Source organism: Geobacter sp. FeAm09 (genome assembly GCF_008330225.1).
Lineage (GTDB): Bacteria > Desulfobacterota > Desulfuromonadia > Geobacterales > Pseudopelobacteraceae > Oryzomonas.
In genome coordinates this window covers 345,950-359,448 of sequence record NZ_CP042466.1, presented here as the reverse complement: position 1 = coordinate 359,448, position 13,499 = coordinate 345,950, and the positions used below count along the sequence as shown (strand labels likewise).

11 protein-coding genes are annotated in these 13,499 nt (G+C 65.0%); all 11 read left to right on the top strand.

The genetic code is table 11. From position 1 onward, the window contains the following. The first annotated feature begins 42 nt into the window (after nucleotides 1-42). The 11 genes from FO488_RS01635 (at nucleotide 43) to ftsA (ending at nucleotide 13,318) form a co-directional block, all read left to right on the top strand. A complete protein-coding gene (locus tag FO488_RS01635; RefSeq protein WP_149208932.1) occupies nucleotides 43-1,572 on the top strand; it encodes a UDP-N-acetylmuramoyl-L-alanyl-D-glutamate--2,6-diaminopimelate ligase in 1,530 nt (509 codons plus the stop codon). Next, nucleotides 1,573-2,967, top strand: a complete 1,395-nt coding sequence (gene murF, locus FO488_RS01630) for a UDP-N-acetylmuramoyl-tripeptide--D-alanyl-D-alanine ligase (protein WP_149208931.1) — start codon at nucleotides 1,573-1,575, stop codon at nucleotides 2,965-2,967. A gap of 3 nt (nucleotides 2,968-2,970) precedes the next feature. Continuing rightward, nucleotides 2,971-4,047, top strand: a complete 1,077-nt coding sequence (gene mraY / locus FO488_RS01625; protein ID WP_149208930.1) for a phospho-N-acetylmuramoyl-pentapeptide-transferase — start codon at nucleotides 2,971-2,973, stop codon at nucleotides 4,045-4,047. Between the two features lie 197 nt (nucleotides 4,048-4,244). Beyond that, nucleotides 4,245-5,585, top strand: a complete 1,341-nt coding sequence (gene murD / locus FO488_RS01620) for a UDP-N-acetylmuramoyl-L-alanine--D-glutamate ligase (RefSeq protein ID WP_149208929.1) — start codon at nucleotides 4,245-4,247, stop codon at nucleotides 5,583-5,585. Nucleotides 5,586-5,631: 46 nt separating this feature from the next. Next, complete coding sequence (gene ftsW / locus FO488_RS01615) at nucleotides 5,632-6,756, top strand: putative lipid II flippase FtsW (RefSeq protein ID WP_149208928.1); 1,125 nt, start codon at nucleotides 5,632-5,634, stop codon at nucleotides 6,754-6,756. Beyond that, on the top strand, nucleotides 6,753-7,868 hold the full coding sequence (murG, locus tag FO488_RS01610; RefSeq protein WP_149208927.1) for an undecaprenyldiphospho-muramoylpentapeptide beta-N-acetylglucosaminyltransferase: 1,116 nt from the start codon (nucleotides 6,753-6,755) through the stop codon (nucleotides 7,866-7,868). The genes ftsW and murG overlap by 4 nt, the downstream gene beginning before the upstream one ends. 162 nt (nucleotides 7,869-8,030) lie before the next feature. Further along, nucleotides 8,031-9,407 (top strand): UDP-N-acetylmuramate--L-alanine ligase, encoded by a 1,377-nt coding sequence (gene murC / locus FO488_RS01605; RefSeq protein ID WP_149208926.1) that lies wholly within the window; start codon nucleotides 8,031-8,033, stop codon nucleotides 9,405-9,407. Between the two features lie 52 nt (nucleotides 9,408-9,459). Then, a complete protein-coding gene (murB, locus tag FO488_RS01600; RefSeq protein ID WP_240732118.1) occupies nucleotides 9,460-10,299 on the top strand; it encodes a UDP-N-acetylmuramate dehydrogenase in 840 nt (279 codons plus the stop codon). Further along, nucleotides 10,296-11,219 (top strand): D-alanine--D-alanine ligase, encoded by a 924-nt coding sequence (locus FO488_RS19255; protein ID WP_168205828.1) that lies wholly within the window; start codon nucleotides 10,296-10,298, stop codon nucleotides 11,217-11,219. Before murB ends, FO488_RS19255 begins: the two co-directional genes overlap by 4 nt. 2 nt (nucleotides 11,220-11,221) lie before the next feature. Beyond that, nucleotides 11,222-12,046, top strand: coding sequence for a cell division protein FtsQ/DivIB (locus FO488_RS19250; RefSeq protein WP_168205827.1), 825 nt, complete (start codon nucleotides 11,222-11,224; stop codon nucleotides 12,044-12,046). A gap of 33 nt (nucleotides 12,047-12,079) precedes the next feature. After that, a complete protein-coding gene (ftsA, locus tag FO488_RS01590; RefSeq protein WP_149208924.1) occupies nucleotides 12,080-13,318 on the top strand; it encodes a cell division protein FtsA in 1,239 nt (412 codons plus the stop codon). Nucleotides 13,319-13,499 lie beyond the last annotated feature (181 nt).

Genomic DNA, 13,499 nt, shown 5'->3' with positions numbered 1-13,499 from the left:
CCTGCACCCGTCGGCAGGTTGTGTCATTTTTTGGAGAACCGCATGAAACTTGCCCAGATCCTTGCCCCGGTACCGGACGCCGAGCTCCACGGCAGTGAAGCCACGGAGGTCGCGGCCTTGAGTTGTGACTCGCGCCGGATCAAACCGGGCACGCTCTTCTTCGCCCTGCGCGGCGTGGCGGCCGACGGCCATCGCTTTATCCCGCAGGCGGTGGAGGCGGGTGCAGCCGCCGTGGTCCTGGAGGATACGGCCTCTGCCCCCGCCGGCATTCCCTGGATCAAGGTTGCGGACGGCCGTTCGGCCATGGCCCGCATGGCGGCGGCGTTCTACGGCGACCCCACCGCGGACCGCCCGCTGATCGGCATCACCGGCACCAACGGCAAGACCACCACCACCTACCTGATCGAGGCGATCCTGGCGGCGGCGGGCCGGCCGGCCGCCGTGCTCGGCACCATCAGCTACCGTTTCGGCGCAACCGCCATCGAGGCGTCCCGCACCACGCCCGAATCCACCGAATTGCAGGCCGCGTTTCGCCAGCTGGCCGATGCGGGCGCCAAGGCCTTCGTCATGGAGGTGTCGTCCCACGCCCTGGAACAGAAGCGGGCCGACGGCTGCCATTTCGACGTGGGCATCTTCAGCAACCTGACCCGGGATCATCTGGACTATCACGGCACCATGGAGGAGTATCTGCACGCCAAAGAGCGCCTCTTTGCCGAGCTGTTGCACCCCACCGCCGCCAAGCCCCGCCGCCGGGCCGCCGTCAACATGGACGACAGCTACGGCGCCCGGGTGGCGGAGCAGGCCGCCTGCCCGGTGATCCGCTACGGCATAGATTACCCCGGCGACGTCCGTCCGGTAGAGGTGGCCATCACCGTCAACGGCATCAGCGGGGCCATCAGGACCCCCGCGGGCGAGTTCCCCTTTGCCTCCAGGTTGCTGGGACGCTTCAACCTCTCCAACATCCTGGCGGCCGTGGCGGCCGGCATCGCCCTGGATCTGCCGCTGGCGGCCATCAAGGCCGGCATCGAGGGGCACGCCACGGTTCCGGGCCGACTGGAGCGGGTTGACAACGACTTCGGCATCACCTGCCTGGTGGACTACGCCCACACCGGCGACGCCCTGTACAACGTACTCGCCACCCTGAAGGAGATCGCCACGGGCCGCATCATCACCGTTTTCGGCTGCGGCGGCGACCGCGATCCGGGCAAGCGCCCGATCATGGGCAAGATCGCCGCAGAGATGAGCGACCTGGCCATCGCCACCTCGGACAACCCCCGGACCGAGGACCCGCTCGCCATACTGGCCCAGGTCAGGGAGGGCATCACCCCTCTCGGCATGCGGGAATACACGCCCGGGGAACTGGCGGCACGACCGGCATGGGACGAAAAAGGCTTCGTCATGCTGGAAAACCGCCGTGACGCCATCCGGCTGGCCGCGCGCCTGGCCCGGCCGGGGGACATCCTGCTCCTGGCCGGCAAGGGGCATGAGGATTACCAGATCATCGGCACGACCAAACACCACTTCGACGACCGCGAGGAGGCCGCCACGGCCTTCGGGGAGAAAACAGCCTAGATGTTTACCGCAGCAGAGATAGCCGCCGCCACCGGCGGCCGCGTCCAGGGCAGCGCCGGGACCGGCGTAACGGCCGTGTCCACCGACTCGCGCAGCGTTGCGCCGGGAGAGTTGTTCGTGCCGCTCAGGGGCGACCGTTTCGACGGACACGACTTCATCGCCGAGGTGGCCGCCAAGGGGATAACCACCGTGCTGGCCGAGGAGAAATGGCTCGCCCACCACACGCTCCCGTCCGGCTGCACGGGCATCGCGGTCAAGGATACCTTGCGGGCCCTGGGCGATTTGGCCGCGGCCTATCGGCAACGCTTCGACATCCCGGTCATCGCCGTAACCGGCAGCAACGGCAAGACCACCACCAAGGAAATGCTGGCCACCATCCTGGAACAGCTCGGGCCGGGCCTGAAAACCGAGGGGAACCTGAACAACCTCATCGGCATGCCCCAGATGCTGTTCCGCCTGAGGCGGGAACACCGCTGGGCCGTGCTGGAGATGGGCATGAGCGAACCGGGCGAGATTGACCGCCTGGCGGAGATCGCCCGCCCCCGGGTCGGCATCGTGCTGAACGCCCTTCCGGCCCACCTCCAGAGCATGGGGACGGTGGAGGCCGTGGCCAGCGCCAAGGGAGAGTTGCTCCACCGCATCAGCGACGGCGGCCTGGCGGTGGTGAACGGCGACGATTCCCGGGTCAGCGGCCTGGGGCAGAACGCTTCGGCGCGGCGCATCAGCTTCGGCATCAGCCGCGGCGAGGTCAGGGCCAAGGAGATCGAGCACCTGGGGCTGGAGGGGGAATCGTTCCAGGTCGTCACCCCCAAGGGGGAGTTCCACCTGCACCTGCGGGCGTTCGGCCTGCACAACGTATCCAACGCCCTGGCCGCTACGGCGGCCCTGCTGGACAAGGTATCCCTTACCGACATCGCCAAAGGACTGGCCGCGTTCAGGCCGTACAAAGGGCGGTTCCAGTTGGAACAGATCGGCGATATCGCCCTGGTGGACGACAGCTACAACGCCAACCCCGCCTCCATGAAGGCGGCGCTGGAGACCCTGGCCCAGATCGCCCCCGCGGGGCACCGGGTCGCCCTGCTGGGGGACATGCTGGAATTGGGCGGACACGAGGCCGAGGCCCACGAGGGGGTCGGCGCGGTCGCCGGAAGAAATGTGGACCGGCTCTTCCTGCTGGGCGCCCTGATGCATCGCCATGCCGCCCAAGCGGCCATGCAGGCAGGTTTGCCGGCCGAAGCGGTTCACTGCTGCCGGAACCACGATGAGCTTGCCGACGGGGTGAAACAGTCGCTTCAGCCGGGAGACGTGATCCTCATCAAGGGCTCCCGGGGCATGACCATGGAGCGGGCGGCGGCCCTCCTGAGACAGTCCATGTCACACAACGAAAAAGGATAAACCATGCTTTACCACATTTTTTACCCGCTGGCAGCGAACGTAAAATTATTCAATATCTTCAAGTATCTGACCTTCAGGACCATCTACGCCATGATTACGGCGCTCGTGGTCTGCTTCGTGCTCGGCCCCTGGATCATCCGCAAGCTGGAGAGCCTCCAGGCCCGCCAGGTGATCCGTACCGACGGCCCGGAATCGCACCTGCAGAAGCAGGGCACCCCCACCATGGGCGGGGTGATGATCCTGTCCGCCATCGTCATTCCCACGCTCCTGTGGGCCGACCTCTCCAACCAGTATGTCTGGACGGCGCTCTTCATCACCATCGGCTACGGCCTGATCGGGTTCGTGGACGATTACAAGAAGGTAGTGGAGAAGAACACCAAGGGGCTCTCGGCGCGCCAGAAGATGTTCTGGCAACTGCTTCTGGCGGTGGCGGTGGCGGTGTTCCTGTTCCTCAAGCCCGGTTTCAGCGAGGAACTCTACTTCCCCTTCTTCAAACGCTTCCACCCCGACCTGTGGATATACTTCATCCCGTTCGTGGCCATCGTGATCGTGGGCGCCAGCAATGCCGTCAACCTGACCGACGGCCTGGACGGACTGGCCATCGGCCCGGTGGCCATCAATGCCGCCACCTATATGCTCTTTGCCTACATTGCCGGTCACGCCACCCTGTCGGCCTACCTGCAGGTTCCCCGGGTGCCGGGGGCCGGCGAACTGGCCGTCATGTGCGGCGCCATGGTTGGCGCCGGGCTGGGGTTTCTCTGGTACAATTCCTACCCGGCCGAGGTTTTCATGGGGGACGTGGGTTCCCTCTCCCTGGGGGGCACCCTGGGCGTCATCGCCGTTCTGACCAAACAGGAGATCCTCCTGGTGATCGTGGGCGGGGTGTTCGTGGTCGAGGCGCTGTCCGTCATCTTCCAGGTGGGCTCCTACAAGTACCGGGGCAAACGCATCTTCCGCATGGCGCCGATCCACCACCACTTCGAACTGAAGGGGGTGGCGGAACCCAAGATCATCGTGCGCTTCTGGATCATCACGATCATCCTGGCTCTGGTGGCGATCTCGACGTTGAAGATGCGCTAGATTCGATCTGCCACGGAACCACAGAGACGCGGAGAAAGGCTGGAGAAAATCCCTCTATTGGACGCATGATGTTTTTTTGCGAAAGGGATGAATTACTATCCCGCAGGTAAAGGGCAAGAAGAATAGAGACGTCTGAATGGTTTGCAAAGATGTTCTCCGGGCCGCTGTGGCTCCGTGGCAAAAATAAAGGTATTCCTATGGAACTGAGCAATAAAAACATCCTCGTCGTGGGCCTGGCCAAGACCGGCGTCGCCTGCGCCCGCTTCCTGGCCGCGCGGGGCGCCCGCGTCACCGTGACCGACATGCGCGACGAAGCGGCCCTGGCGACCCAACTGGCGGAACTGGCGGCCTGCGACATCCGGAAGGTGCTGGGCCGCCACGACGAGCGGGACTTCACCGGTGCCGACCTGGTCGTGGTCTCGCCCGGCGTGCCCCAAGACCACCCCCTGCTGGTAAAGGCCGCGGCCGCCGACCGGGAGATCGTCAGCGAGATCGAACTGGCTGCGCGCTTCATCGACGCACCGCTCGTGGCCATCACCGGCACCAACGGCAAGACCACCACCACCACCCTGGCCGGCGAGATATTTAAAGCCAATGGCTATCGCACCTTTGTGGGGGGCAACATCGGCAATCCGCTGATCGAACTGGTGGAATCGGGCGAAGCGGTGGACCGGGTGGTTGCGGAGATCAGTTCGTTCCAGCTGGAGTGGATCGGCACCTTCCGGCCCCGGGTGGCGGCCCTGCTGAACCTGAGCGAGGACCACCTGGACCGCTATGCCACCTACCAGGAATATATCGACGCCAAGCTGCGCATCTTCGAGAACCAGGAAGCCACGGACTTTGCCGTGGTCAACCGGGACGACGCGCTGGTGTGGCGCTACGCCCAGGGGCTGCGGGCGCACCTGTTCCCCTTCAGCCGCAGGCAGGAGTTGACGGAGGGGATCTTCCACCGTGACGGCGTGATCGTCTGCCGCCACAACGGCCGGGAGGAGCGTTTCCCCGCCGGGGATATCCGCCTCCAGGGGGTGCATAACCTGGAGAACATCATGGCCGCCCTGGCCTGCGGCCTGCTCTTGGGCTGCCGCCCGGACGACAGTTTCCGGGCCGTCAGCGGATTCGGGGCGCTGCACCACCGCATGGAGTTCGTGGCCGAGAAGAACGGCGTCCGCTATTACGAAGACAGCAAGGCCACCAATGTGGGGAGCGTGGAAAAGGCGCTGGAGAGCTTCGACACCATCACTCTGATCGCCGGGGGCAAGGACAAGGGCGGCTCCTATGCCCCCCTGGCGCCCCTGGTGCGGGAGCGGGTGCGGCACCTGGTCCTGATCGGCGAAGCGGCCGGCCGCATGCAGGCCGAGCTGGGGGCGCTCACCGACACCCGCCTGGCTGCGACCCTGGAAGAGGCGGTCGCCCTGGCGGCCCGGATCACGGAACCGGGGGGGACCGTCCTCATGTCGCCGGCCTGCTCCAGCTTCGACATGTTCAGCGGCTATGAAGAACGGGCTCAGCGGTATATTGCAGCGGTACAGGCGCTCTAGCAGGGGGGAGGGTGCCCCCGCAGGGGGGCCCACGGGAAACAGCACCATGTTCAAAAAACTCGACGAATACGATCTGGTGATCATGCTCATGGCCATTGCCCTGACCTGCTTCGGGGTGGTGATGGTCTATTCGGCGTCGTCGGTCATGGCCGCCAAACGCTTCCACGACGGCTTCTTCTTCCTCAAGCGCCAGGGGCTGTTCGCCCTGTTGGGCTTCGGCATCATGCTGCTGGTGATGCGGGTCGATTACCACACCTGGAAGCGGGTGGCCGTGCCGGGGCTCCTGCTCTGCCTGGTGCTGCTCGTCCTGGTGCTGATACCGGGCATCGGCGGCAAGGCCGGCGGCTCGTCCCGCTGGATCAAGCTGCCCGGCTTCAACCTACAGCCGTCGGAGATGGCCAAGCTGGCCCTGATCATGTACATGGCCTATTCCCTGGACAAGAAGCAGGACAAGGTCAAATCCCTGACCGCCGGCTTCATCCCCTACATGATCGTGCTCATGTTCCTCATCGGCTTTTTGGTCCTCCAACCGGACCTGGGGGGGGCGCTCACCCTGGCGTTCGTGGCCATGGTCATGCTCTTCGCGGCGGGGACGCGGCTGGTGTACATCTTCTCCATGCTGCTCCTGGCCCTCCCCTTTCTGGTGTACAAACTGAGCCGGGGCTACCACAAGGGACGCATGGAGGCCTTCCTCAACCCCTGGAGCGACCCCGAGGGGAAAGGCTTCCAGATCATCCAGTCCTGGCTGGCCCTGGGGACCGGCGGGGTCTTCGGCCAGGGACTGGGCGAGGGGAAACAGAAACTCTTCTACCTCCCCGAGGCCCACACCGACTTCATCCTCTCCGTGGTGGGGGAGGAGCTGGGGTTTCTGGGGGTGGTGGTGATCATCGGCATGTTCTTCCTGCTGGTGCAGCGCGCCATGCGCATCGCCGTGGCCGCGCCCGACATCTTCGGCCGTTTTCTGGCCCTGGGGATCGCCGTGCTGTTCGGCATCGAGGCCACGGTCAACATGGGGGTCGTGACCGGCCTGCTCCCCACCAAGGGGCTGGCGCTCCCCTTTATCAGCTACGGCGGCAGTTCGCTGCTGATCAGCCTGTTCGCCGTGGGCATCCTGCTCAATATCTCCTCGGGGCTGAAGATTGCACCCATCAGCCTGAAGGAGGAACCATGAGACTGCTGATTGCCGGCGGCGGCACCGGCGGCCACCTCTTTCCCGGCATCGCCGTAGCCGAGGAGTTCCTGGCCCGGGACCCGGCCAACGAGGTGCTGTTCGTCGGCACCGAACGGGGCATCGAGGCCCGCGCCGTCCCGGCGGCCGGCTACCGGCTGGAGCTGATCTCGGCGGCCGGCATCCGCGGCAAGGGGGGCATGAGCCAGCTCAGGGGGACGGCCATGATGCTGTACGGCTACGCCCAGTCCCGCAAGATACTGAAGGCCTGGCGCCCGGACATGGTGATGGGCGTGGGGGGGTACGCCTCGCTGCCCATGGTGCTGGCGGCCCGCGGCATGCGGCTCCCCTGCTTCATCCACGAGCAGAACGCCATCCCCGGCCTCACCAACCGCCTGCTGGCGCGGTTTGCCGACCGGGTGTTCATCACCCTGGACGAGTCGGCCCATTTTTTCCCCAAGGGGAAGACGCTCCTGACCGGGAATCCGTTGCGGCGGCAAATCCTGGAGGTGGTGGCGGAACAGACTCCCCCCTCCCTGGCGGAGATGCCCCGACAACTGAACGGGAACGGCGAGGCAGGCCCCTTCCGCCTCTTCATCTTCGGCGGCAGCCAGGGGGCTCACGCCATCAACATGGCCATGTTGGGGGCGCTGCCCCATCTGGAACGCTACGCCGCCCGGCTGGAGATCACCCACCAGACCGGCGAGAAGGACGCGCCCGAGGTGGCCCGGGCCTACCGCGACCACGGCTTCACCGCCAGCGTCATGCCGTTCATCCAGGACATGGCCGCGGCCTACCGTCAGGCCGATCTGGTGATCTGCCGCGCCGGGGCCACCACCATCGCCGAGGTAACCGCCTGCGGCAAGGCCTGCCTGTTCATCCCCTTCCCCTTTGCGGTGGACGACCACCAGCGCAGGAATGCCGAGGCGTTCCTCAAGAAGGGGGCCGGTTTCATGCTGCTGGAGCGGGAGCTGTCGGGCGAGCGTTTGGCCGGGATCATCCACGAACTGGCCGAAAACCCGGAAACGGTGCAGCGCGCCGGGGCACTGGCCTTCGGGCTGGCCCGCCTGGACGCGGCCCGGATCATCGTGGATGAAATGATGAAGAGACTATAAAAGAACTTTAAATCTGCTGCTGAGTAAATTCAAAATCTGCCACAGAGCCACGGAGACACAGAGGAAACCTGATGAGTAAGGGATTAGGGTTTATCCAAAAGAATGATTTGTTTCAGATGTTCTCGGTGTCTCTGTGGCTCTGTGGCAAAGAAGGTGTCCCCCATGTACGGTAAAATAGAAAGAATCCACTTCGTCGGCATCGGCGGCATCGGCATGAGCGGCATCGCCGAGGTGCTCATCAACCTGGGATACAAGGTGTCCGGCTCCGACCTGCGCAGCTCCGACACCACGGAACGCCTCGCCTCCCTGGGGGCCGAGATCGGCATCGGCCATAAGGCCGAAAACCTGAAGAGCAGCGACGTGGTGGTGATCTCCTCTGCCGTGCACGACGACAACCCCGAGGTGGTGGAGGCCAAGCGCCTGCACGTGCCGGTCATCCCCCGGGCCGAGATGCTGGCGGAACTGATGCGCATGAAATACGGCATCGCCATCGCCGGCACCCACGGCAAGACCACCACCACCTCCATGGCCGCCTCCATCCTGGGCCATGCCGGCATCGACCCGACCATCGTCATCGGCGGCAAGCTGAACGCCATCGGCACCAACGCCCGGCTCGGACAGGGGCAGTTCCTGGTGGCCGAGGCCGACGAATCGGACGGCTCCTTCCTGGTGCTCTCCCCCACCATCGCCGTGGTGACCAATATCGACGCCGACCACCTGGACCACTATGCCGGCGGCATCGACGAGATCAAGGACACCTTCGTGGAGTTCATCAACAAGGTGCCGTTTTACGGCCTGGCCGTGCTCTGCCTGGACGACAGGAACATCCGGGAGATCCTGCCCCGGGTGAAGAAGCGCTACATGACCTACGGCCTCTCCTCCCAGGCCGACATCCGCGCCACCCATGTCAGGCACGACGGCTTCAGCACCTCCTTCGTGGCCCACTACAAGGGGTACCGGCTGGGCGAGATCACCTTTCCCATGCCCGGCTCACACAACGTGCTCAACGCCATGGCCTGCATCGCGGTGGCCCTGGAACTGGACATACCGTTCACCGCCATCCAGGAGGGATTCGCCGCCTTCGGGGGGGTGGGCCGGCGCTTCACGGTCAAGGGGGAACCCCGCGGGATCATGGTGGTGGACGACTACGGCCACCATCCGGCCGAGATCAAGGCGACCCTGGCGGCGGCGCGCCAGGGGTGGCCGGAGCGGCGCATCATCGCGGCCTTCCAGCCCCATCGCTACAGCCGCACCCACGAGCTGTTCAACGAGTTCGTCACCGCCTTCTACGACGCCGACGTCCTGATCCTGACCGACGTGTACGCCGCCGGCGAACAGCCCATCGAGGGGGCGAACGCCGAACGGCTCTCCCAAGAGATCCGGCGCCACGGCCAGAAGGACGTGACCTACATCGCCGACCGGGAACTGCTCCCCGAACACCTGGCCGGGATCGTCAGGGAAGGGGACATCGTCATCACCCTCGGGGCCGGGAGCATCTGGCAGCAGGGCGAGGCGCTGGTCAAACGGCTGGAGGCATGACCTGAACCTGGAGAACGTCAGCATACGGGGCCTGCTGCTCCATAACGAGCCCATGAGCCGGCATACCTCCCTCAAGGTGGGAGGACCAGCCGACCTGTACGCCGAGCCGGAGGACGCGGACGACCTGCTGGCCCTGGTGCGCGCCCTGAAAGAGCGGCGCGCACCCTGGCTGGCCATCGGCCGGGGCTACAACCTGCTGGTGCGGGACGGCGGCATCCGGGGAGCGGTGATCTCCCTGGCGCGCTTCAACCGGATCAGCGAGGCGGGGGAACGGCTGGTGCGGGCCGAGGCCGGGGCGGAAAACCTGGCGCTGGTGCGCTTCGCCCAGGAGCGGGGCCTGGGGGGCATCGGCTACATCTCCGGCATCCCCGGGACGGTGGGGGGGGCGGTCAAAATGAATGCCGGGGCCTACGGTTCGGGGGTACTGGAACGACTGGAATCCCTGACGCTCCTGGAGGGGGACGCGGTTGCCGAGTACCGCCGGGAGGAGTTGGATTACGGTTACCGCCGCCTGACGCTGCCGGCAGGGGCGATCGTGCTGGCAGCCCAGTTCCGGCTCGTGGCATGCAACCCTCAGCAGACCGAGGAGGAGATCCGCAAGGATACGGAGCTGCGGCGCACAAAGCACAACGTGGGCTTTCCCAGCGCCGGGTCGTTCTTCAAGAACCCCGCCGGCCAGGCCGCCTGGCGGCTGATCGACGGGGCCGGCCTGCGCGGCCTCGCGGTGGGGGGAGCCCAGGTGTCGGAAGTGCACAGCAATTTCCTGATCAACCGCGGCGGGGCCACGGCGGCCGACTTCCTGGCACTGGCCGAAAAGGTCAAGGAGGCGGTGCTGGCGGCATCCGGCGTACAGCTCGAAGAAGAGGTCAGGATCGTAGGAGAGGAACCATGAGAGACAAAAGAATCGGCGTACTGATGGGTGGGCTCTCGGCGGAGCGGGAGGTGTCGCTGAACAGCGGCGCGGCCGTGCACCGGGCCCTGCTCGCCCAGGGGTACGACGCCGTGGCCATCGACGTGGGCCGCGACTTGGCGGCGGTGCTTGAACGGGAGGGGGTCCAGGCGGCCTTCATCGCCCTGCACGGCCGCTATGGCGAGGACGGCTGCATCCAGGGGCTTCTGGAGCTGCTGCAGATCCCCTATACCGGCTCCGGGGTCCTGGCCAGCGCCCTGGCCATGCACAAGCTCTTCAGCAAGCAGACCTTCGCGGCGAACGGCATCCTGACGGCCCCTTTCCGCCATTTCCGCCGGGGCGAGGCGGTGCGGCTCCCCGAGCTTCCCTTCGGCCTCCCCCTGGTGGTGAAACCGGTGCAGGAGGGCTCGTCGGTGGGGATCTCCATCGTCAAGGAGGAGGAGCAGCTGGCGCCGGCCCTTGAGCTGGCCTTCCGCCACGACAACGAGATCCTGGTGGAGCAGTACATCAAGGGACAGGAGGTGCAGGTCGGCATCCTGGAAGACCGCCCCGTGGGCGCCATCGAGATCGTACCCAAGGGTGAATTCTACGATTACGAGGCCAAGTACACCGACGGCATGGCGGAGCACATCTTTCCGGCGCGCCTGGACAAACAGCTGTACGAAAAGGCGCTGCTGACCGGTCTGGCGGCCCACCGTTCCCTGGGATGCAGCGGCTACAGCCGGGTTGACCTGTTGGTCACCGCGGCAGGGGAGTGCTACGTCCTGGAGGTCAACACCCTGCCCGGCATGACCGCCCTGTCGCTTTTGCCGGAGATCGCCGCCAAGGGCGCCGGGCTTTCCTTCGAGACGCTGGTGGCACGCATCATCGATTCGGCAACACTCTCCATCAAGGCAGACTGAAGATGCGCGATTTCGCAGCCTCGCCATACCACCGCAAAAAGGTGGCCGCCAACAAGGTCAAGATCCAGCGCCAACCGCTGGACCTGAAGAAATACCTGCGCCCCCTGGGCAAGGTTGCCCTTGGCCTGAGCGGTGTGGCGTTGGTCTGCGCGGTATGCTTCGGCATCTATCGGGCCTTTTCCTCCGCAACCTTTTTCCGGCTCAAGAACGTGGAGGTTTCCAATTCCCGGCGCCTGACCCGGGAGGAGATCCTGGCCATCGCCGGCGCCGAACCGGGGCGCGACCTGCTGCGCATGAATCTGAAACTCATGGGCGAGCACCTCATGCGCAACCCCTGGATCGAGTCGGTCCGCATCAGGCGCTACCTCCCGGACGGCCTTTCCATCGCCGTCACCGAGCGCGAGCCGCTGGCCGTGGTCAACATGGGGTTCATCTACTACCTGGACACCAAGGGCAACATCTTCAAGGTGCTCAACCAGGGGGACCGCCTGGACTATCCGGTGATCACCGGCTTCAGCGAAGAGGACCTGAACACCGACCCGGCCGGGACCCGGGAAGCCCTGAAAGCGACCTGCGACCTGCTCACGATTTTGCGGGAAAAAGGCGCATTTATCCTTGCAGATGTATCGGAGATTCATTACGATAAGGGCTACGGATTCACCATGTTTACCTCTTCCGGTGCACTCCCGGTGAAGATCGGTTCCGGCGACTTCGCCGCCAAGGTCGACCGGTTCGCCCGCATCTACCGCGAGCTCATGGCCCAGCGAGCCACGCTGCACTACATCGATCTCGATTACAACGACAAGATCGTGGTAAAAAAAGGGTAACGACTACTATTTTCATATGAGGCAGGGGGGCGCATGTCAGCAACCAAAAGAGATAATCTGATTGTCGGTCTCGATATCGGCACCACCAAAATCTGTGCCATTGTAGGTAATGTCACGGAGGACGGCATCGACATCGTCGGCATCGGCACCAGCCCGTCCAGCGGCTTGCGCAAAGGGGTGGTGATCAATATCGAAAGCACGGTTGCCTCCATCCGCAAGGCCATCGACGAGGCCGAACTGATGGCCGGCTGCGAGATCAAGTCGGTGTATGCCGGTATCGCCGGCGGCCACATCAAGGGGATCAACTCCCAGGGGGTGATCGCCATCAAGAATCGCGAGGTGGCCCAGGAAGACGTGCGCCGGGTGATCGACGCCGCCAAGGCCATCGCCATCCCCATGGACCGCGAGGTGATCCACATCCTGCCGCAGGAATTCATCATCGACGAACAGGACGGCATCCGCGAGCCGCTCGGCATGAGCGGCGTCCGCCTGGAGGCCAAGGTGCACATCGTCACCGGCGCCGTGGCCAGTGCCCAGAACATCGTCAAGTCCTGCAACCGGGCCGGCCTGGACGTGGCCGACATCGTGCTGGAGCAGTTGGCCTCCTCCGAAGCCGTCCTGTCGGCCGACGAGAAGGAACTGGGGGTCTGCCTGGTGGATATCGGCGGCGGCACCACCGACATCGCCATCTTCTCCGAAGGGGCCATCAAATATACCTCCGTGCTTTCCCTCGGCGGCAACCACCTGACCAACGACATCGCCGTCGGCCTGCGCACCCCCATGGCCGAGGCGGAAAAGATCAAGCAGAAGTACGGCTGCTGTCTCTCGGCGCTGGTGGGCAAGGACGACAAGATCGAAGTGCCCAGCGTCGGCGGCCGCAAGCCGCGGGAGCTGTCCCGCAACGTGCTGTGCGAGATCCTGGGCCCCCGCGTGGAGGAGATGTTCACCCTGGTGAACCGGGAGATCATCAAATCCGGCCTGGAGGATTCCATCGCCTCGGGCGTGGTCATCACCGGCGGTTCCAGCATCCTGGAAGGGATGCCCGAACTGGCCGAGCAGATCTTCAATCTGCCGGTGCGCCGCGGCCTGCCCCAGCGGATCGGCGGCCTGGTGGACGTGGTCAACTCGCCGGTCTATGCCACCGGCGTCGGCCTCATCGTCTACGGCAGCCGCAACTTCGGCGCCCGGGAATTCCCCACCAGCAAGTCGGAGGACAGCATCTTCAGCAACGCCGTGCGTCGGATGAAAACATGGTTCAGGGAGTTTTTCTGACAGGCCGCCGTTAACCCGGCAACCCAGAATCATATTGTCGAACGAGGGGTTACGATGGCCGTTCGTCAACCGTTGCAGACAACAGTCTCCATGCGCCTTTTCTCTCGTCTCCGTCCGATCCCGCGATGCCCTCCGAGATCTGCCCGGCGTGGGCAGCCACCCCTTGCAGAGCCTGACAAAC